Here is a 21,860-nt window from a genome sequence, read left to right as displayed (position 1 = left end):
ATCTGAAAAAAGGCTGCCAAAAATATTGGCAGCTTTTTTTTATAAATTTAAAATAATAATTTTAAATAGTAAGCTCTATTTTAATTAATGAGTACTATAAATTACATGGAAAAATTTAATTATTTGTAATTCTGAATGGTATTAGTTTTGTATTAAAAATTACTTTTAGTTTGATATTATCCTTTGATTTAATAACAATATCAGGCAGGTAAATAGCTTGTTTTGTCAGAATTCAGAAAATTGTTAATCTATGCATTTTCCTTTGAAAGCAGATTAGCACCGTCAGTTGAATGCAGACGGGCAAATATCCAGCTTGAAAGCAAAGTGAACACGCCGAGAATAATAAAAGTAATGCGAAAGGCGGTAGTAATATTGTGATTGATAAAGCTGGCACGACTGAAAGATTGCAAAAGTAATGCGCCAATTGCTATACCGAAACTTAATGCCAGTTGCTGGTTAACAGCCATCAGACTGGTGCCGCTACTAACCTGATTAGAACGTAAATCAGCCAATGTAATGGTATTCATACCAGTAAATTGTAAAGAGTTGCAGGTGCCCAAAATACACAGATGTAATAATATCAACCATTGCGGTGTACTGGCACTGATTAAAGCGAGTGACATAATCAGTATACCGATAATACGTGTGTTCCAGGCAAGTGTATTACGATAACCAAAATGATTCATTAAGGGCTTCAGAAAGGGTTTGGCAAATATAGCTGCCAAAGCAAGAGGCATCAGCAGCCAGCCTGAATTTACCGCATCATAGTTAAAAGCAACCTGAAATAATAAAGGCAATAATAAAGGCAGAGCACTCATGCCAAGGCGGCTTACTAAATTACCTGCCAGCCCCAGACGAAATGTACGCACCAGAATTAAATGCGGAGGATACAAAGCACGGTTGTTCTGGCGTGCATGAGCAAGATAGGCAAATAAAGCACCAATACCTGCAATAGCCATCATACAGCCAAATAAAATATTGTTAGCATGTGACATGGTTTCAAAAGTAAGCGTCATGCAAAAAGCAGATGCCGAAAACAGAAAGAAACCTAATCCATCAAAGTAATTTGCTGGTCGGTTAAAATTGGGCATGATATACCAGGTAACCAGTAATCCTAATAACCCTATCGGTACATTAAGCAAAAATATCCAGTGCCAGCTGGTATATACCACAAGATAGCCACCAATAATCGGTCCCAGTACCGGACCGATCAGTGCCGGCATAATGGCGTAATTCATAACAGTTATAAGTTTTGAGCGGTCGTAAGCCTGCATCATGGTTAAACGGGCTACAGGAGTTAACATTGCGCCACCCAAACCCTGAATGATTCTGGCCAGTACCAGTAAAGCCAGATTATTACTTGCGGCACACAGTACAGATCCGATAATAAATATGACCATGGAACCCATAAAAAGTTTACGTATTCCTAATTTATCCGACAGAAAACCAGACAGAGGCATCATTATTGCCAGAGTTAATGCGTAGGCAATAATTGCAGATTGCATATTAAGCGGCGACTGCCCCAAATCGGCAGCCATCGAGGGCAGAGCAGTATTCAGGATAGTAGCATCCAGCTGCTGCATAAAAATGGCTATTGCCAACAAAATGGGCAAAAAGCGTGAGGGTTTACTGTCGTTAATAGTAGCCATAATTGCTGTTTATCAATGATGGTCTCATTCATTATAACAGATTCATGCAGAGCATTAATTTATTGTAAATACATAAAATTTAGTAAGTATGTTTTTATTTTTTTATAAATTTTAAATGATAAAACAATAATTGTTAATTTTTTAAAACTTAAATATAGAAATTTTATTAAAAAAATCCAAAATTCAAATATATATTCATATTATATATTATTTTAAGCAGGCATCTGGTATAAAAATAGCTTAGAAAATGAATGAAATATTATGAGTAATCGATGAACAAAATCAGTAATCAAAATTAATACAGAAATTTTAACAGACAATATAAAAATTTAAGTGTTAAATCCTCATTAAGTCCAATGATATGTTTAATTAATGATTTGAAAATTTATATTCATATTTTTAACATCATTAGTTTTGGGCTTTAACAAGTAAATTAATTCGTTGTATCCAATAAAAGTAGCATTTATTAATATAGAATGTACTAGCGTACTTTAATAATATTATTGTGCAGCCCTGATTTAAATTAAAACAGAAAGAAACTTTAAGTTGTATGTTTGAATATTTTGTAATCAAGGTTGTAAAACAAAATTTATTACATAGATTTATTTCACGAATAATGCTGCAATATTCGACAAAAGTTTCTGTACTATGAAAATAGTGTTGTGTAGAAAATAGTTTAAATTCGAGAATGCTAATGAAAAAATTACTTTTTATTCTCTTGAGTTTAAGTATTAGTATGTCTGCATACTCAGAAAGTCCGCAATTGCGCTACATAAAAGAAATGTATGAATGAAGTGTATCTTCAGAGAAAAGTAGTTCTAATAATTTTGATTACGATTATTATAGAAAATACTTTGATAAGAATATCCGGAAGTTATATATGAGGAATGATAATTATCAGAAAATCTTGCATAGACTATGATGTTCTATGGCAAGAGTAAGATTTAGATCCTTTTGCTAAATTAACATTTATTCAGTCAGATAAAGACAGAGTTAAAGTAATTATTGATGCAACAAAAGGGTTTGAAGAACGTTTTGTTACTTATCAGATTAGATGTCAAAAAGATAATGATTATAAAATTACTGAAATATTTGAATAGGGAAAATTTTTAAAAACAATTAACTAACTGTCTTAATGATATTTACCGCACTGAAATTAAAAAACATCGCAATTAATAGACTATATATTTAATCGGCGGATGTAGATAATATGAAAAGGCTGCTTTTACTTTTTTATTGCAGTCTTCTTTAGTAAAAGCTACTGATTTAAAAGGGCAGAACCAAACAAAATTTTTCTTTACAGGCGTGATTTGTACCAGTGTGTCTTTTTGAAAATCGGAAAGCATTGATGTATGCAGAGCTAAAGGTAGGGACTGATTACTCACCAATATTATTATGTGCTAAGTAACTTGATTAAAAAAGTTATACTTGTGGAAAAGCTCAAATAAACAAAAATATGCCTCCTCGTGTTTTTGTAATGCAGGCTTAACTTAGTGTGCGAATAAAATTTACCTAACCAGTATAGTTTTAATAAAAAAATAAAATTAACTATTTGGATGCGTATCTGATTTTTTTGTATATATGATTTATAGGAGTTGATGGATGTATAATAAAAGGTATCATTAAAATGATAATATTTATTTACAATGTCGACCTACACAGTTGAAATTGAATAATGACTCACTAACCAAAAAAATATTTATCGAATAAAAAATTAAAAATTTTGCTTTTTAAATATTTTCAAGTGATTGTATTTTTGAAAAAGGTTAGATATAAATTAAACCGTGCTGCCTTAACAAAGTGAACACGGTTTATTATATTATTACATTATATTTACATACGCAATGTATCTACAACGTCGATCATAAATTCCATATCTTCCTGAGATAAATCTGTAAAGCCTTCTGGATAGCTTAATGCTTTAACAATATTGGTACCATCCGGATCATCTGCCATTTTACATAATATTTCTCTTAATGGCTCAGCCTGGGCGGCTGCATCCTGATGGTAAAGCATAACATGAGATACTTCGTTAATCCGGCTTTTCAGCAAAACTTTTAGTTGATCTTTGGTAACAGAGTTGAAACTTTCATATACGTTTGCCTGAATAATGCCGATTTTTGCTTGCTGGCGAATGACGCTGGAAGCCACCATAAGGAAGTTATCTTTACGATTGATAACTAACTCATCATCATTTAGATTAGCAGGTTCCAATAAACGTAAACCAATAAAGTTTGCGTCTTCATTATTAGAAAGAGCCAGTTCTACCGTACCTTTGAGATCTTCGATAGCGTTTATATCTGAATCTGCGGCAGTAACAATAACGATTTCATCAGGTTTATTTTTAGGTTTAACCAGTGGTAAATATCCCTGCTCACGAACATAGCTACCTGCAGCAAAAGGATTAACAAAAAGCATTGAAACTTTTTCTTTATCCTGTTGTGCTTTAACTTCATCAAATGAAGGAGGCATCAGCAAGGAAATATTCTGGTCACTTTTCTTTTGCAGATAATTATTGAGTAAATACCAGGTGCTGAACTGATCAGGTAAATAATCGGGTACAACCATTAAACTAAGCATATTATTTTCCTTCCTGTTCGGATTTCAGCATTTCTACATACTTGGCACTCATTTCGTTAACACGCTCGCGGCTTGGTTTACGACGAATTGAGCTATAACCAATTACTTTTCCTTGACGTAAGTTAGGAATTACAGTGGCATATACCCAGTAGTGTCCGCCATCTTTACGCAGATTCTTGACATAACCATACCAGCGCTCCCCTCTTTGCAGAGTTGCCCACATATCGGCGAATGGTGCTTTTGGCATGTCAGGATGGCGTAACAGGCAATGTGGTGCACCAATAATTTCATCACGTGCCCAGCCGCTAATATCAACAAATACGTCATTAGCATGCGTAATGATGCCATCAAGATCTGTACGAGATACAATCAAAGCACCGTCAGGATAAGGAAATTCCTGATTGGTTACATATACAGTCGACTCTGTATCTTGTTGATAATATTTTATTTTATGCTCAGAAAACTCACTTTCTGGCTTTGGTTGAATCCAACGACTCATATCCATATTTGGTCCTTCAATTTTGGTTTAATCTGATAAAGAATGAGTGTGCTTAAAATTGCATTTCAGATTTTGTATGCTTTTACTATGGCGGTGCTTATTTCTGCTTTAATACGTTTATCGCCACTATAAATTTCTGAGAATACATATATGTGATGCGTTTTAGTATTGCTATAAAAACATTTAAACGCCCTTTTATATAATTGATCCATTTTTCTTTAGGTTTAATTGACAGCAATTCAGTCAGCGTTTAGAAAATATCCAGATTAAAGGGTAGCAATTACCAGATTTCTAAGCTGATTTTTTACAGTATTGTGTACTGATTAAAAAAGCTGTCAATAAAATTTTCAATTACACATTCACACGAACAGATATTTGAATAGCATTACATATTTCAGATCTAATGATTGATTCTTAATCAAAATGATCAGCTAGTTCTTTCAATGCACGTTTAGCTTCGAACAAAATCAGACCCAATTTGGCTTCATGAGTGGTGGTAATGGTTAATAAAATAGCTTCAGATGCCTGAAACAGCAACATGTAACCTTTGTCAGTATGGATAATGGTATTGTCCAGAGTACCTTTTAATACTTCTTTAGCTGAGCGGTTACCCAAAGACAATAAAGCTGCAGCCATCGCACCAATGCGGTCTTCATCCATGCCACTTTGTAAAGCTGAAGCAATTGGCAGACCGTCAGTTGAAATAACTGCTGAAGAAGTAATATCCGGGGTACTGTTCAGGGTTTTTAATACGTTTTCGATAAAATCATATTTCATGAAAGTTCCTCTAAATTTGACTGTAACTTTGTCAATTATAAAGATGGGTGAATTTTTTTGCAAAAAAATGTTATTAAATTTTATTAATTATCTTTATTTAAATTTTCTATTTTATTTACAATTATTTATTTTTTATGACTTAAATTCAATTAATATCAGTGTTTAAAATTTTTGATTACAATCTTAATCAATTTAGCGGATATGAAATTTGGTCTGAATTATATCATTATGAATAATAAATTACAAAAATTTGACTATTTTAATTTAACTATTATTTGATTTATGTCAAAAATAGTTAAATTTTTAATATTGAAGGTTATTGACTATAAATTAAGCTGGTTACTCAGTTATATAAAATTTCAATATTTTATAAGGTATTTATATGAAAGATTATTTATTTTTAATATAAATTTTTGATTTTAAATTTAAATTATATTTATAAATTAATTTATAAAGGTTGCTATCGATAGTGTGATAACAACCTTTAATCAGATTCATCAGATGTCGGTTTCTACTTTATCACCTTCAGCCTCCATCCATATTCTTCTGGATGCGGCTTCACCTTTTCCCATTAATTTGATAAAAATATTTCGGGTTTCACTGTTCTCTTCATCCGGGATATGTACTTGTAACAGACGGCGTGTATCTGGATTCATAGTCGTATCTTTAAGCTGATCCGGATTCATTTCGCCTAAACCCTTAAAGCGATTTATATGGTAAGTACTTTTTTCTAGTTGCAGCCTGTCCTTGATGCTGTCCAGTTCGGCCTGATCCTGAGCATAAATTTTGCGTGCAGGTTTGCTTTTACCCTGTGCATTTACATCTATACGAAAAAGTGGCGGTTGGGCAACATAAATGTGTCCTGCCTCTATCAATCGTGGGAAATGGGTATAAAACAAGGTAAGTAACAGAACCTGTATATGAGCGCCGTCAACATCGGCATCTGATAATATGGCTATTTTTCCATAGCGCAAGCCGGATAAATCGGGATTATCGGTTCTTCCGTGCGGATCTACTCCGATGGCAACTGAAATATCATGTATTTCAGCATTACCAAATAATTGGTCGCGGTGAATTTCAAAACTGTTTAAAACTTTACCACGCAAAGGAAGAATCGCCTGAGTATTTTTATCCCGAGCTAGTTTGGCTGAACCACCGGCAGAATCACCTTCAACCAGAAACAACTCATTTTCGCGAATATCTTCACTTTCACAGTCAGTAAGTTTGCCTGGTAAAACAGCTACGCCGGAACCTTTTTTCTTTTCAATTTTTTTAGTTGAGCGCATTCGTGCCTGTGCCTGGCTAATCGCCAGTTCAGCTATTTTTTTTCCAGTATCAATATTCTGGTTTAACCAGAGTTCTAATGGGTCACTGCACACTGCAGCTACCAGTTTGAGTGCATCACGACTGGTTAGTTTATCTTTTGTCTGTCCCTGAAACTGCGGATCAAGCAAACGGGCAGAAAGAACAAAAGCAACACGTGAAAAAACATCGTCTGATTGTAGTTTTACGCCGCGCGGAAGTAAATTATGATGATTGATAAAGTTGTTTACAGCATGAAAAACTGCCTGTTTTAGCCCAGCTTCATGAGTACCACCCAGAGCGGTAGGGATCAGGTTAACGTAACTTTCGCCGGGAGCATGTCCTTCCTCTAGCCAGGTTAATGCATAAGCTGCACCTTCACCCTGATTAAAGTCAGTTCCATGATTTGAGTTTAAATAATTTTCACTGGAGAAAATGGGTGTGGTAGTCTGGCTGTCTGAGAGTAAGTCAAGTAAATAGCTTTTCAGGCCATTCGGATAATGCCAGTTTTGTGTCTGAGCTTCATCCGTATCATTCTGGTAGCGAGTAAGGGTAACATTCACGCCGGGTAACAAAACTGCTTTAGCACGTAAATTGCGTTCCAGTTCAGGCAGATTGTATTGCGGATTATCGAAGTAATGTCCGTCAGGCCAGACACGAACTTCGGTACCACTGTCTTTAACGGCGCATTTACCGGTTACAGACAAAGGTTTAATGACGTTACCACCAGCAAAGGCAATATGATAAATATTTCCAGCTCTTTTAACAGTCACTTCAAGTCGGGAGGAGAGAGCATTTGTCACGGAAACGCCAACACCATGTAAGCCACCTGAAAAAGCATAAGCACCGTCGCCGCTTTTTTTATTGAATTTACCACCAGCATGAAGTTGGGTGAAAACCAGTTCAACTACGGGTACTTTTTCGGTTGGGTGTAATCCGGTGGGAATGCCGCGACCATTGTCTCTGACGGTAACGGATCCATCGGGATTCAGAGTAACATCGATATTTTGTGCATAGCCGCCCAGAGCTTCGTCTGCGGCATTATCAATTACTTCCTGAATGATATGGGTAGGGCTATCCGTTCTGGTATACATACCAGGGCGTTCTTTAACTGGTGCCAGACCCTTCAGAACGGTGACACTGGATTCATCATAAGTTGTGGATTTGCTCATAATTTATTTTTAGATAAGTATTAATCGCAATATAAAACAAATTACCGTAAAAAATTTATTTTTTCGGTAATTTGTTTCAGATTCAGAATTTTGGTGTAATCTTCAATACAGAACTATTCACAGGCAATCATTCAGCCAGTGAATATTTATCATCATGATTTTGTCGAGTTTGAACAAATTCAGTCCAGCTGGGCAGTTCGTGTAAAAAGCGTGAAAGCTCGTGTAATGCATTCAAATAGACATTTCTTTTGAATTCAATAACTTCATCAACAGGAGCCCAGTATTGGTGCCAACGCCAGGCATCAAATTCGGGGTGGTGGGTAGCACGCAGGTGAACATCACTTTCCCGCCCGGTCAGCCGTAGCAGATACCAGATCTGTTTTTGACCTTTATAAGAACCACGCCATTCGCGTTTAATCCAATGTGTAGGTACATCATAACGTAACCAGTCCCGAGTGCGTCCGATTATTTTGACATGATGAGGCAACAGACCGACTTCCTCCATCAGTTCGCGATACATGGCTGCTTCTGGACTTTCCCCCGGCTTAATGCCTCCTTGAGGAAACTGCCAAGAGTGTTCGTGTACTCGTTTGCCCCAAAAAACCTCGTTTCGGTCATTGGTAATGATTATCCCGACATTGGGGCGATAACCTTCTCTATCTAACATGGTAGTTCGCCCAATAAATAAATTGAATTTTCGCACAAATCACGCGCTGAGACCAGTAAGGATTAAATTTGAAATATCATATCAAGTTAAGTAAATTTTATATCATATCGGCATGTTTGAATTTCTATAGTTAGAAATCTGGGTTTATATCCGGGTACCACTTTAAGCAAGAGATAAAGATTAATTGAATATTTGAATTCGTATTAATTAATCAAATTGTACATAGATGAGTCTGGGTATTAAGAATCGATACGTGCTGATTTATGAAAGCTCCAGTGAGGATTATTGTTATTTGTATAAGGTGTATTCGTTCTACATAATTTTTATTCATAGTTTTAATAAACCAGATAATAAATAAATCTTAAATCCTTTAAAAGCGTAAAAAACCTGTATCTTTATAAAAGATAGTAAAAAATTAGTTTAGTTATATAGATAAAACTAAAATTATTAATGAAATAAATGCTAATACAAATACGAATAAATTTAATAATTTTGTTTTCGCTGTGATCTTTAGCTTAGAATTTATTTTTGATGATTATAATATTTATTCTATGGTAGCAATTATTTAGCTTATGAAAACTGTATTCAATTCTATAGAGGTAAAAATATTAAAGAATTAGTTATTAAAAAATATTTCTATACTAATTAATAATTATTGAATGCTGCAAAAATAATAGAGTCTGTGTTTAACAATTAGATTAAAATAGATTCAACTGAAAAGATTTCACTTTATCACGATCTTTTTTATATTTTAAAATTTTATTATAAACAAAAACTAATGAATTTACAGTTATTTAATGTAGGTAATAACGTTTCTAAAAAACTAATTTTCTTTGCTTTTAGCAGGCTTAAATGTAGATCAATAAAAAAGAGCCCTATCTGAAAAGATAAGGCTCTTTTTATCAATTAAGTTTTATTGATGAATAGGTTCCAGGTTGTGAATGGCTTTTTCATTTTCATGAGTTTGTTCTTTGCCATTTCCAGTCTGAGTATGTTGATAAAAAGCAGCTCGTTTCGCTGCCTGAAAAATTTGTAATCTACGACGATGTTGCATAATAAAAATCCTTTCTCGCTTGCTGGTGTGGAGCACCAACTGTTGTTATTTATAACTTGGAAGTACAATTTTACTGATAAGATAATAATATTTGTCAGTATTGTGTACAGTTATTATTTTTAACATGATGATTTATTTATTCATCAAACAATATATAAGATATAACAGATTTTTGCAAGACAGTATTGTAAGTCTGTCTTTAAATTGAAGAGGAATTGATTATCAGAAGAATTGTAGAATGGGGTAGATGGTCAGGCCAAATCTTAACCTGACCATTTATTATGATATTTAAATTTATTGTTTAGGTTGACTGTTATTGCTACGTCTGTTTGGCTGACTACTATGCTGACGGGCTGCTGGACTATTATGACGTGAGCGGTTTGGCTGCTGTTCACCGGACTGGCGTCGTTTGGCTCCCCAGTTGCTGTTTTTGCTTTGGTTACCAAACGAGCGACGACCTTTATTCGCTATTTTACCTGCGCGCTTACGGGTTGGTTCCATGCCGGTAATGGTTTGTTCAGGTAATTTACGATTCAGGTAGCGTTCAATTTTATGTACTTTAATGTACTCGTTTACTTCTGCAAAGGTAATGGCCAGACCGGTGCGGCCGGCGCGACCTGTACGACCAATACGATGTACATAGTCTTCGGCCTGCTTGGGTAGGTCATAGTTAATAACATGTGTAATGGTTGGTACATCAATGCCACGGGCTGCAACATCAGTCGCAACCAGTATTTTAATCCGGCCTTTGCGTAAATCCATCAATGTACGGTTACGCCAGCCTTGAGGCATATCTCCATGCAAGCAGTTAGCTGAGAAGCCTTTTTCATACAACTCATCAGCCAGTTGTTCAGACATGGCTTTGGTAGCAGTAAATATTACAGCCTGATCAATGCTGGTATCACGCAAGAGGTGATCAAGTAGGCGGTTTTTATGTCGTATATCATCACAGTAAAGCAGTTGCTCATCAATTTTGCCCTGCTTTTCTTCGCGGGCAATATCAATTTTTTGCGGCTGCTGTGTCAATTTCTGAGCAAGCTTACCAACCATGCCGTCCCATGTGGCTGAAAATAACAAAGTCTGCCGCTCAACAGGGGTAGCCGCAACGATGGTCTCAATATCATCAATAAAACCCATGTCCAGCATCCGGTCTGCTTCATCCAGAATAAGCACTTCCAGCCGGCCAAAGTCAATACGACCCTGACGCATGTGATCCATTAAACGTCCCGGTGTGGCAACGATTAGGTCAATCGGACGGGATAATGCGCGAATTTGCTGACCGAATGCAGTACCGCCTACTAGTGTTACTGTGCGCAGCCAAGGCATGTTTTTACCGTAAATCTGGGCATTTTTTTCAACTTGCTGGGCCAGTTCACGTGTAGGGGTTAATACCAGAGCTCTGGGTCCTTTGCCTGATTTTTCGCTGCGTTTAAGCAATTTTTGCAGAGTAGGTAATAAAAATGCAGCTGTTTTGCCGGAACCGGTTTGAGCAGAAACCATTAAATCCTGATTGTTCAGAACAGCCGGAATAGATTCCAGTTGCACCGGAGTAGGGGTTTCGTAGCCGGCAGCGGTAAGAGCTGTAGTAAGTTGTTTGTCTAAATGTAAATCTGAAAAAGACAATGTCATGATTTTCCTTTGGTTAAACGACCAACCAAACGTGATAATCTAGTTTATTGATGTGAAATTAGATTACTGGGAACTGTTGCTAGCTTAAGCCAAGAAGAAAATAAACAAAGAAAAGATAGCAATTGGTTGTCGTAAGCGTGTGTGTTTGGGTATTTTATACATCGGCGACAACCAGACAACGGACGCATTGCTGCGAAGGGCGGCATTATAAACAATTAAAGTAATATTGAGTTCGCCGTATTTATTTAAGGTTGTAAACGATGGTTTCAAATTATCGACTAAATTATAAGATATATTATGTTTTTAAGCAATAGGATAGTCATGTCATAATGAGTAAATTTGCAAGGGAATATAAAATTTTTTCCGTTACAATATGACTGTTAATGTACCGAACGGTAGAAATTTGAAATTTTATTTATGAGTAATGATATAGGTGCTTTTGCCAACCGCCTAGGCAAAAATATTAAACATTTGCGTAAATGGACGCAGCGTCAGAATATTGAAGCATGGCGCATGTATGACCGGGATATACCGCAATATCCATTTGTTGTGGATATTTATGCTGATCATGTACATTTACAGGAATATGATACTGGCTGGCTAATGCATAAAACAGATTATGAAGACTGGCTGGCTGAAGTAGTAGAAGCTATTTTATTTGTGACTGGTTTGCCCAAAGAGCATATTCATATCAAAAAAAGACTGCGGCAAAAAGGTAAAGATCAGTATGAAAAAACCGGTATTACCGGTACGGATTTCGTGATTCATGAACATGGGCGTTCATTCTGGGTAAATCTGGATAAATATCTGGACACAGGTTTATTTCTTGATCATCGTAATACCCGCCAGAAAATAGGCCTTCTTGCAGCGGGAAAACGTTTTTTGAATTTATTTGCGTATACGGGCAGTTTCTCGGTATATGCTGCAACTGGTGGTGCCTTATTCAGTGAAACTGTAGATTTGTCAAATACATATTTGCAATGGGCGCAACGAAATTTTGAATTAAACGGGCTGGATAAGCAGATTCATCAAATAGTTCGAGCTGATGTGTTTCATTATTTGCAAAAAGCGGCTGAAGAAAAAAAACAGTTTGATTTGATTGTAATGGATCCACCAAGTTTCTCAAATAGTAAGAAAATGCTGGATATACTGGATATTCAGCGTGATCAGGAAAAACTGATAGATGGTGCAATGCGTTTATTATCAAAGCAGGGTAGTTTGTATTTTTCAAATAATCTTCGCAGTTTTGAATTAAATCCGGTTTTGGAACAGCGTTATGATGTAAGTAATATTTCCAAAAAAACAATACCTGAAGATTTTCGTAATACACGCATTCATCAATGCTGGGAAATCCGGAAGGGTTAATTAATGAGTAGATATTCGGGAGGAAATAATGATTCGATCTGCACGAATGTTTTTGGCTACTGGTATATTGAGTTTGTCTGGGTTGTTGTTATCTGTTGCTGAGGCAGAGGTCATCTATCATTCCGGACATGGTGAACGTCATGTTATTGTCGATTTGCCTGTTTCATCAACTACAACCATTAATAAAACTGTACATATTGATGCTCCTGCCGGTACAACTGTAATATATACGGATACTCCTGTTTATCCGGCAGCATTGCCTTATCCGCATTATCCGTCAGTTTTGCCATATCCGCCTGTTTATCCTGTTGCATCCAGTATCAGTTTACGTCCGGTAAATCATGGTTGTTTGCGCAGTGATGGTATGTCTTCAGTCTGGCAATCTGTAGTTGTTGATTCCTGTGCCGGAGATAAAATTAGTGAAGCTTTTTATTTTCATCAGGGTCAGGTGTGGTTCAATAACCGCTGTCTGGCGGTAAAAAATAATGTGGTGGGTACGGTTTATTGTGAACCAGACAAGAATAATAATTGGTTGCTGCTAGGCAGGCAGCTTCGCGACAAAAACAGTAATTTATGTGTGGATGGCTCACAAAGGCGCTTGCAATTGCAGCCTTGTACTAATGAGGAAAGTCAGCAATTTCATTAATATTACTGCTAAGTATATTTAATAAATTATATTTAATAAATTATATTTATATAATTTATTAAATAATTTTATATTTGTAATATTTTGTTTTAATAATAAAATTTTATAGATATTAAATAGATATCAGCTAAATCTTAATATTTATTTTATGTAATTATTTATTTTTTTATGTTAAAATAATGCATATTTGTAACAATTTACACTTATCAGAATTTTATCCATTATATTTATGAATCATAAATGTAGGTATATGTCTGGGCTAAATTCAGACTAATTTGTTCTGATTCAGTAACTAATGCAGGGTAAAAGTGACAGTTGCTGAGAATTTTTGCTTAAATTATTAATATGGTAAAAATAACAAGTTTGTGCTCAATATGGCGATTTCATACTGATGTCTGTAACTGCAAAAATGTTTAATTTCAGCTAATATTGTTTATCTTCTGGATAAGGTAACTTTAATACCGTTATGTCTCGTTTTTCTTCCTGTATTCTGCCACCAGCGATGCTGGGTATTTTAGGTGGTGGTCAGCTGGGTGCGATGTTCACTGTAGCTGCTAAAACAATGGGTTATCAGGTAACTGTTCTGGATCCTGATCCAGATGCGCCAGCAGCACAGTTTGCTGATGTGCATTTATGTTCTGATTTTAATAATGCTGAAGCTCTGCAGAATATGGCTAAATGTGCTGCTGTTACGACAGAGTTTGAAAATGTCAGTGCTGAATCTATGCGCTGGCTGGCGCAATATACAGTTGTATCGCCATCAGGTGATTGTGTTGCGATTGCTCAGGACAGGCAGCAGGAAAAAGAATGGATTGCCCGAGCCGGTCTGACTACTGTGCCGTATACTGTTATCAGTACTGAGTCTGATATTAATGATTCTCTGAATGCATTGTTACCGGGGATTCTGAAAACAGCTACTCTGGGCTATGATGGAAAAGGACAGATAGCAGTTGATTCTCTTGCGGAATTGCAGGCTGCTTTTACCCGACTGCCGCAAGTACGCTGTGTATTGGAAAAAAAGGTGGATTTACATGCTGAAATATCAGTAGTAGTTGCCCGTCTTAATAATCAGCACACTGTTTGTTTTCCACCGGCAGAAAATCAACATCAAAATGGTATTCTTGCTTACTCTGTAGTACCAGCCAGATTACCGCAGCCTGTATTAAAACAGGCTGAAAATATGGCTAATCAGCTGGCGCAAGCCATGGATTATCAAGGGGTGATGGCAGTTGAGATGTTTGTTGCTGGCAATGAAATGCAGTTGCTTGTTAATGAAATTGCTCCCCGGCCACACAATTCAGGTCATTACACTTTAGATGCCTGTATTTCTGATCAGTTTCAGCAGCAGGTAAGGTTGATGTGTGGATTGCCGCCGGCAGCCACAGATTTATTAATGCCTTGTTGTATGGCGAATATTCTTGGTGATGTCTGGCCTGAAAACGGCGAACCGAACTGGAATGCTGTTCTGAATCATAAAACTGCCTGTTTACATCTGTATGGTAAAAAACAGGTAAGACCCGGCCGTAAAATGGGACATTTTACTGTTCTGGCTGATAACCCTGATCAGGCATGGCAAACAGCACGCAATCTTCATCTTCACCTGCAAAACTCAGCTCAAAACTCTTCTACTGCTTCAGATTAATCCTGTTAATATGAACAAAGGATAATACCTTGAAACTAATGAGCACAAAACAGTCTCCATTGGTATGGATGTCTGATGGCTGGAAATTATTAGGATATGTCTTACCAATGGCACTTGCTTGTGCCGGTATTGCCGGTTTACCCATATCTATGGCAATGGCTGGTGTAATGTGTGCTTTGCTCAGTAGTATAATTTTGGGTGGTCCGAAAAAAGTGTTATTAACACCAGCACCGTTTTCAGCGTTAATACTGATGGCTTCAATAGCCTATTATGCAGGAGTGGTGAGTGAGCGTATTACTGTGGCTATTATGCTCACCTTGTTTACTGGTGGGTGGTTATTACTTATGTCACTTATACTACCCAAACATTGTCTGAACTGGATTGCCCGTCCGGTCTGGCATGGTATTGGTCTGGGTATGACTTTAACACTGTTCGCCATGCTTATTCCGGTCATTCTTGGTGTTCCGGCTAATAAAAGTTCATGGCAGGGGTTGTGGGAACTGATTCTTAAATGGTATGGCTGGAACTGGCCAAGTGTGGTTTTGGCCAGTTTATCTTTTGCCTTGCTGGTATTATGGAGAAGTAAGTCTCAGCCTAAGGCCTTGTGGGTGTTGCTACTGGTATGGATTCTCAGTTATATATGGCCGTTTGCACTAGTAGGTATAGCCACTCCGGTTCAGTTGGATGAACAGTATTGGCCATTTATGAATCCGGTACATGCTGACTGGCCTTTGTTGTTTTTTCTGAGTGCTACAATTGCATTATTGATCTATGTAGAAAGTTGTCAGTATTTACCGAAACAGTTCCGGCGCAGTGTCGCGCTGGTTGGTTTTAGTAATATATTGTCTTCATTTACCGGAGGCCTGGTCATAAGTTTAGGTTATGTGGCCGATAAGGCATTAAAAATCAGACGTAATACGCTAATAGTTATGCTATTGCTTATGGTATTGATTTACTGCTGGTCATGGTTGGCGTATGTACCATTGCCTGTACTTGCAGTAATTGCACTGTATGTTCTCTGTGTGCAGATTAACTGGTGTGAATTGCGTTTTTATTACTGGCAATGGGGTGATTTGCTATGGTTATGTATCTCTGCTGGTCTGATTATTATGTTTGGTGTCTGTACTGGTTTATGGCTGGTGATTTCTTTTGCTTTAATAGGAATGTGCTGGTATTCGCTCCGAATGTATGCCTGGCCGGTTTTATTTCCAGAAGTTCAAATCATCGCGCAGGAAGCGGTGATCATTTTGCCTCAGTTATTATTGTTCGCTAACGTCGGTACGCTGCTGAATCGAAGCCATGATATGATTATTAGTCTAGATGTAAAAAATATATATCTGGATTTGAGTGCGGGCTGTCATGCAGATGTAACTGTATTTGTTCATTTACAGGCTCTTGCCCGTAGATTGCATCAGCAGGAAAAAATGTTGTTTGTATGTGGTCTGAATGAAAAAACATGCCGGGTACTTATTGCTAAAAAGCTGGATTATTTATCATCCGAGCAATTCAGTACCCTTAGTGCTGAATCTTTGTTAATATGTCATAAGTATAATAATGGTTCTGTAATAGCGTAATTTGCTCAATATGATAATTGTTGATAGGGATATTAGTTCTGAGTTTTTGATAATGAGTATTTCATTCAGACTGGAGAGAAAATGAGTAAATTCTGGAGTGAGAAAACCAAATTGCTGCAACCTTATGTACCCGGAGAGCAGCCTAAAATAGCCAATCTGGTTAAACTGAATACCAATGAAAATCCATTTCCACCTTCTCCAAAGGTATTAAAAGCAATACAGGCTGCAACTGAAGATTTGTGTTTATATCCTGATCCGAATGCAGATAGATTAAAACAAACCATTGCTGATTATTATGGTTTGTCAAGAGAACAGATTTTTGTGGGTAATGGTTCGGATGAGGTACTGGCTCAGGCATTTGCTGCTTTTTTTCAGGGAAAACAACAATTATTATTACCCGATATCAGTTATAGTTTTTATCCGGTCTATTGTCAGTTATATGATGTTGAGGCTCGTTATATCCCGCTTAATGAGCACTTCGCTATTAATCCGGCTGATTATTATGATGCTCAGGCCGGAGTTGTTTTTCCTAATCCGAATGCACCTACCGGATGTATTTTGTCTTTGGCTCAGGTTGAGCAGATATTACAAGCCAATCCGGATTGTGTAGTACTGGTAGATGAGGCCTATATTGATTTTGGCGGTGAGTCTGCGGTGGCACTGATTGCTAATTATCCTAATCTGCTTGTGGTACAGACACTTTCAAAATCTCGTTCGCTTGCCGGTATGCGGGTTGGTCTTGCACTAGGGCAAGCAGAGCTGATTGAAGGACTTGAGCGGATAAAAAACAGTTTTAATTCTTATCCGCTTGATCGTTTAGCACAAGCTGGAGCTATTGCGGCATTCGAAGATGAAAATTATTTTCGCTCAACTTGTGCCAAAGTTATTGAAAACCGTATCTGGCTGACTAAACATCTGTCTCAGCTCGGATTTGAGGTTTTACCTTCTAATGCCAATTTTGTCTTTGCAAGTCATAAAAATAAAACAGCTGTGGAAATTGCTGCTGAGTTACGCCGGCATGGTGTAGTGGTTCGGCATTTTCCTCAGGAAAGAATCAATAATTTTTTACGAATCAGTGTCGGAACACAGCAACAACAGCAAAGGCTGATTGAAGTATTGGAAGAAATGCTGAATCCATAGACAAATATACATTCTGATTTTGCTGGTCTGCAAGCTGCAAATTATCATAAAAAGGTATTTGTTTGGTTAATGCAGTTAAGAATAGCTGATGAGCTGATAATCATCTGCTATTAATTCAAATATAAAATGCTGATTGGATTGAATGATTATTTTTTTATTCCGTGTTACGAATATAACTCCGATATTTTGCTTTTTTTTCAGTTCATTCAAACCTTTTCTGATACCTAAGCCATAAAAAATAGTTGAATAAATATCTCCGGTTAATGAGTTATCTGAAATGATGGTTACACTGTGCAACTCATTATTCAGAGGATAGCCGGTGTGCGGATCAAGGATGTGATGATACAGCTGGTCGTTAAAAATGAAATAGCGTTCATAAATGCCGGAAGTGACTACTGATTTGTCTTCGACATGTATGATTCCGAGCAGATTGTTTGCCTCGGCAAAAGGGCGTTTCAGACCAATATGCCATTGTTTGTCAGCAGTAATTGGTGAGTAGCCGATTGTTAGTACATTACCTCCGCAATTGATAATTGCCTGAAAAATGTTATATTGAGCTAAGAGCAATTTGATAATGTCCGCAATATAGCCTTTAGCAATGGCTCCTAAATCAATTTCCATACCAGCTTTAGCCAGATATACAGTTTGATTTGTCCGATTCAGCTCAATGTGATGCGGGTTAGTCAGTGTTAATCTACGGGCTATTTCATCCTTTTCCGGAATACTGCGTCCGTTAAAACCTATTTTCCATAATTTCACCAACGGACCAATTGCCAGATTAAACTTGCTGTTAGGTAACAGGCTGGCTGCTTTAGCCTGACTGATTAATTTAAAAACCAGTTTGCTTACTGCTACCGGCTGTTTGCCGGCAGCATGGTTAATGCTCATTACCTCTGAGTGGTAGCGGTTTACCGTTAACCGAGCTTCCAGTTGCTCTATAGCGTTAAAAACGGCAGAGACTGCGGTTAGGTTTTCAACGAACAGTTTCAGGGAAACCGTTGTCCCCATTAACTGTTGGCTATAGGTGTAACTTGTACCAGACATAAGTGATGAGGTATTTTTCAGTAATTAATGATTTTTAGCATATGCAGCAGCCTGATCACCGGCCTGAATACCAAAAATGATAATATCGGCAATGGCATTTCCTCCAATGCGGTTGCCCCCATGTACACCACCGGCAACTTCACCCGCGGCATAAGCACCTTTAATAATCTCTGCATGAGTATCAAGAACTTCTGTCTTCGTATTGATGGTTACACCACCCATAGTATGGTGAATGCCTGGTGCAATGCGGATAGCGTAAAAGAATGGCTGGTTCAACTGGTGACGCATGCCGGTAGTACGCCCGAAATCTTCATCATGCTGCTGTTTTACAAAATGATTGTAGCGCTCAACAGTGGCGATGAGAGAGTTCGGATTAATATTCAGATTTTCTGCAAGTTCAGCCAGTGAGCCGGCTTTTACCGCTAGTCCTTTGCTGATGTAGGTTTCTGCTGCTTTATTTTCAGCACAAATCTGTTCATCAAATAATATATAGGCATAATGTTCAGAAAGAGCAATGATGCTGTTAGATACTTTGTCACGTGTGTCCAGTTCATTGACAAAGCGTTTGCCTTTTTGCGATATCAGAATAGCACCTCCGCCACGGATGGATTCTGATATCAGATAAGCGGTATTTTGCTCTACTGTGGGATGAATCTGTATTTCGTTCATATCAACAGTGCCGGCACCAATTTTTTGTAATAAAGCAATGCCTGAACCGGTTGCTCCTTTATGATTGGTGGTGACAAAATCAGCTAAATCAGGGCGGTAATGGGTAACCATCTGTGCATTGGCTCCAAAGCCACCGGTTGCGATAATGATTGCTTTGGTGCTGATGCGTTGTTCATTTCCTTCTTCGTCGTGTACGATTACTGCATTAATACGCCCGTTCTTCATTTCAATATCTGTTACAGAGGTATCCAGCATTACCTCTATCCCGCGGTCATTAATATTTTTCAGCAGACCGCTAATCAGAAAACCGCCGACTGCTGCACCATTATCAGGACGATGAGTGCGGTCTACACTCATACCACCTGTGGTAGTCAGGTTATTTAACTGGATTCCTTTTTCATCCAGCCAGTCTATTGCTGCGGGAGCGTGCTCGACAAAGTAGTGTAATAGTTGCGGGTTGTTTTTATTTTTACCGCCTTTCAGGGTTTCGTTATAAAACCATTCTTTATGGTCGGTAATTCCTGCCTGCTGCTGAAAGCGGGTTTCAGCCGCATTCATACCTGCGGATGCTTTGTTGGTATTGCCGCCGATAACCGGCATTTTTTCAATAATAATTACTGAAGCCCCTTTATCATGTGCTTCAATGGCTGCGGCCAGTCCGGCACCGCCGCTTCCGACGACTACTACGTCACAGGATTTATCATCAGCATCGCCGCCTTCTACAATTGTCGCTACTTTATATGAGGTTGATATGGCTTTGGTTACAGCTTTATTAAATGCATCACATTGTGAAGTAGCGCCACTGATTGCATCTACATAAGGGCTGTTGGCTGCCAGAATCCGTTCTTTAATTTCATTGAAATTACGTACAGAAACATGATCCAGTTTTTCGGCATTGACTAAAGACAAATCTTTGATAAAGTCTTGCCCCAGTTCTACATTTATGACAAATTGGTTATCAAAATCGTCGCTGACAGTTTGCTGATAGGTACCGGCATGGAATTTTTTGGTATTGATTTCTCTTACCATGCTATGAATAAGCGGAAAGCGCCATAATGGTTCGGGAATGTTCAGGTTAGTACGCTGATCGCTGTTCATGCATAGCTGTAAATCATTATGTTTCTGAATGCGTTCAGCCCAGTCAGGATAGGCCACACAGGCGCGCCCTGCAGCGATGAGATCATAGCCATGTGCCATTGCTGTTTCTGCGTCAGTTTTATTCACGACATTACCGACGCCGATAACCGGTATCTTAGCCAGTACGGCAGAACGTAATTGTATGTATTTATCAATTAATGGTGTTTCATCATTGCTGTCAATGATGGATGGCCGCAGTGTGGCAGCCATTGAAAAATGTATATAGTCCAGACCAATTTGAGCGAGCTTGTCTAGCAGGAACAATGAATCGTCAAAAGTAATGCCCGGCACTTCGAGTTCTTCCGGTGAAAACCGGTAACCGATAATAAATTCATTAGAAGCATATTTTTTAGCCATTTGCCGGCTGATTTCAAGTATGGCGAGCGGGAAGCGGGCGCGGTTTTCGCGGCTGCCGCCCCATTTATCCTGGCGCTGATTGGCGTGTGGTGAAAAAAACTGCTGGATAAGATAAGTATTGGCGCCATGTATTTCGATTCCGTCAAAACCTGCGGCAATTGCGCGCCGGACAGCTTCGCCGAATTTATCAATCATATCTTCGACTTCGCCGGCTGTCATTGCTACAGGGACCGTTGCATTCGGACGCGGAATAGCAATCGCACTGGGGCCGACAGGTGTCTGACCGCCGATTAATTGCGGCTCAACCATTCGTCCGCCATGATAGATTTGTATAACAGCTTTGGAACCACGCTCTTTTATGGCTGCGGCTAACAGGCTCAGACCTTCGATACAATCATCATTATGGATGCCTATTGCTCCCGGAAAAGCCGGTCCTAAAGTATCAACATAACCGCATTCAACAATTACTGTACCAATACTGCCGGCACGTTCACGATAATAATCAATTAGATTATCTGTTACAGTTCCATCATAGAAACCACAGCAAGTAGTCATAGGAGCCATAACTAAGCGGTTTTTTAATACAGCACCATTGGGTAACGTCAGCGGATTGAAAAGGGGCGAAGATAGCTTATTCATATTTTTGATACGAGTTCATCAGAACGGGATAAAAAGACTTAAATATATGGTAGCGTAAACGCTCATAATCATCTATTGAGTAAAAGGGATATATATCGCAATGAAATATATATAATATATTGCTTTGATGTTTATCAAATTATGCGGGTTAAATCGGGTAAATAACTTGTTTTAGGTCAGTTTTGAATGCTTATTTATCTATGAGTGCATTTGCTCAGCGCCACTTTTTATAGGGCAGTTTGTAATGCATACGGTACATACAAAACCCGCATCTGGTTTTACAGTTTTCATTACTGAAACAGATATTATCGGAAGAGC

At 37.8% G+C, this 21,860-nt stretch carries 15 protein-coding genes; 5 read left to right on the top strand and 10 right to left on the bottom strand.

The annotated features are described in order from the left end of the window. Positions 1-248: 248 nt before the first annotated feature. From H3T84_RS04505 to H3T84_RS04470, 8 genes are all read right to left on the bottom strand, one after another. On the bottom strand, positions 249-1,649 hold the full coding sequence (locus tag H3T84_RS04505; protein WP_198218315.1) for a DHA2 family efflux MFS transporter permease subunit: 1,401 nt from the start codon (positions 1,647-1,649) through the stop codon (positions 249-251). A 1,833-nt stretch (positions 1,650-3,482) separates the two neighbouring features. Then, positions 3,483-4,229: a phosphate/phosphite/phosphonate ABC transporter substrate-binding protein gene (locus H3T84_RS04500; RefSeq protein WP_174833164.1), complete on the bottom strand. Its 747-nt coding sequence runs from the start codon at positions 4,227-4,229 to the stop codon at positions 3,483-3,485. 1 nt (position 4,230) lies between these two features. Beyond that, positions 4,231-4,728, bottom strand: a complete 498-nt coding sequence (locus H3T84_RS04495; protein WP_174833207.1) for a PAS domain-containing protein — start codon at positions 4,726-4,728, stop codon at positions 4,231-4,233. Positions 4,729-5,142: 414 nt separating this feature from the next. Further along, positions 5,143-5,505 carry a roadblock/LC7 domain-containing protein gene (locus H3T84_RS04490; RefSeq protein ID WP_100117186.1) on the bottom strand — a complete coding sequence of 121 codons (363 nt, stop codon included), beginning with the start codon at positions 5,503-5,505 and terminating at the stop codon, positions 5,143-5,145. 497 nt (positions 5,506-6,002) lie between these two features. Then, complete coding sequence (locus H3T84_RS04485; RefSeq protein WP_198218307.1) at positions 6,003-7,979, bottom strand: DNA topoisomerase IV subunit B; 1,977 nt, start codon at positions 7,977-7,979, stop codon at positions 6,003-6,005. Positions 7,980-8,106: 127 nt separating this feature from the next. Then, the gene (locus H3T84_RS04480) at positions 8,107-8,646 is read right to left on the bottom strand and encodes an RNA pyrophosphohydrolase (protein ID WP_037394009.1); all 540 of its coding nucleotides are present in this window, start codon (positions 8,644-8,646) and stop codon (positions 8,107-8,109) included. Between the two features lie 913 nt (positions 8,647-9,559). Further along, complete coding sequence (locus H3T84_RS04475) at positions 9,560-9,700, bottom strand: hypothetical protein (protein WP_157784913.1); 141 nt, start codon at positions 9,698-9,700, stop codon at positions 9,560-9,562. Between the two features lie 294 nt (positions 9,701-9,994). Continuing rightward, positions 9,995-11,329, bottom strand: coding sequence for a DEAD/DEAH box helicase (locus tag H3T84_RS04470; protein WP_174833166.1), 1,335 nt, complete (start codon positions 11,327-11,329; stop codon positions 9,995-9,997). Positions 11,330-11,746: 417 nt separating this feature from the next. On the opposite strand from H3T84_RS04470, the gene H3T84_RS04465 reads away from it, so the two are divergent. From H3T84_RS04465 to hisC, 5 genes are all read left to right on the top strand, one after another. Then, positions 11,747-12,694: a class I SAM-dependent methyltransferase gene (locus H3T84_RS04465; RefSeq protein WP_198218305.1), complete on the top strand. Its 948-nt coding sequence runs from the start codon at positions 11,747-11,749 to the stop codon at positions 12,692-12,694. 28 nt (positions 12,695-12,722) lie between these two features. Then, complete coding sequence (locus H3T84_RS12415) at positions 12,723-13,340, top strand: ricin-type beta-trefoil lectin domain protein (RefSeq protein WP_174833168.1); 618 nt, start codon at positions 12,723-12,725, stop codon at positions 13,338-13,340. Between the two features lie 466 nt (positions 13,341-13,806). After that, positions 13,807-14,982, top strand: a complete 1,176-nt coding sequence (locus tag H3T84_RS04455; RefSeq protein ID WP_198218303.1) for a 5-(carboxyamino)imidazole ribonucleotide synthase — start codon at positions 13,807-13,809, stop codon at positions 14,980-14,982. A 38-nt stretch (positions 14,983-15,020) separates the two neighbouring features. Continuing rightward, the gene (locus H3T84_RS04450; protein WP_198218301.1) at positions 15,021-16,556 is read left to right on the top strand and encodes a SulP family inorganic anion transporter; all 1,536 of its coding nucleotides are present in this window, start codon (positions 15,021-15,023) and stop codon (positions 16,554-16,556) included. 81 nt (positions 16,557-16,637) lie between these two features. Further along, positions 16,638-17,696 carry a histidinol-phosphate transaminase gene (hisC, locus tag H3T84_RS04445; RefSeq protein WP_198218299.1) on the top strand — a complete coding sequence of 353 codons (1,059 nt, stop codon included), beginning with the start codon at positions 16,638-16,640 and terminating at the stop codon, positions 17,694-17,696. A 75-nt stretch (positions 17,697-17,771) separates the two neighbouring features. Here the strand turns inward: hisC and H3T84_RS04440 are convergent, their stop codons facing one another. Next, positions 17,772-18,740 carry an FAD:protein FMN transferase gene (locus tag H3T84_RS04440; protein ID WP_198218297.1) on the bottom strand — a complete coding sequence of 323 codons (969 nt, stop codon included), beginning with the start codon at positions 18,738-18,740 and terminating at the stop codon, positions 17,772-17,774. Between the two features lie 24 nt (positions 18,741-18,764). Next, complete coding sequence (locus H3T84_RS04435) at positions 18,765-21,542, bottom strand: flavocytochrome c (protein WP_198218296.1); 2,778 nt, start codon at positions 21,540-21,542, stop codon at positions 18,765-18,767. Positions 21,543-21,860: the final 318 nt, after the last annotated feature.

The sequence above is a fragment of the Snodgrassella sp. M0110 genome, from assembly GCF_016101465.1.
Lineage (GTDB): Bacteria > Pseudomonadota > Gammaproteobacteria > Burkholderiales > Neisseriaceae > Snodgrassella > Snodgrassella alvi.
This window is presented reverse-complemented; position numbering and strand designations above follow the sequence as displayed.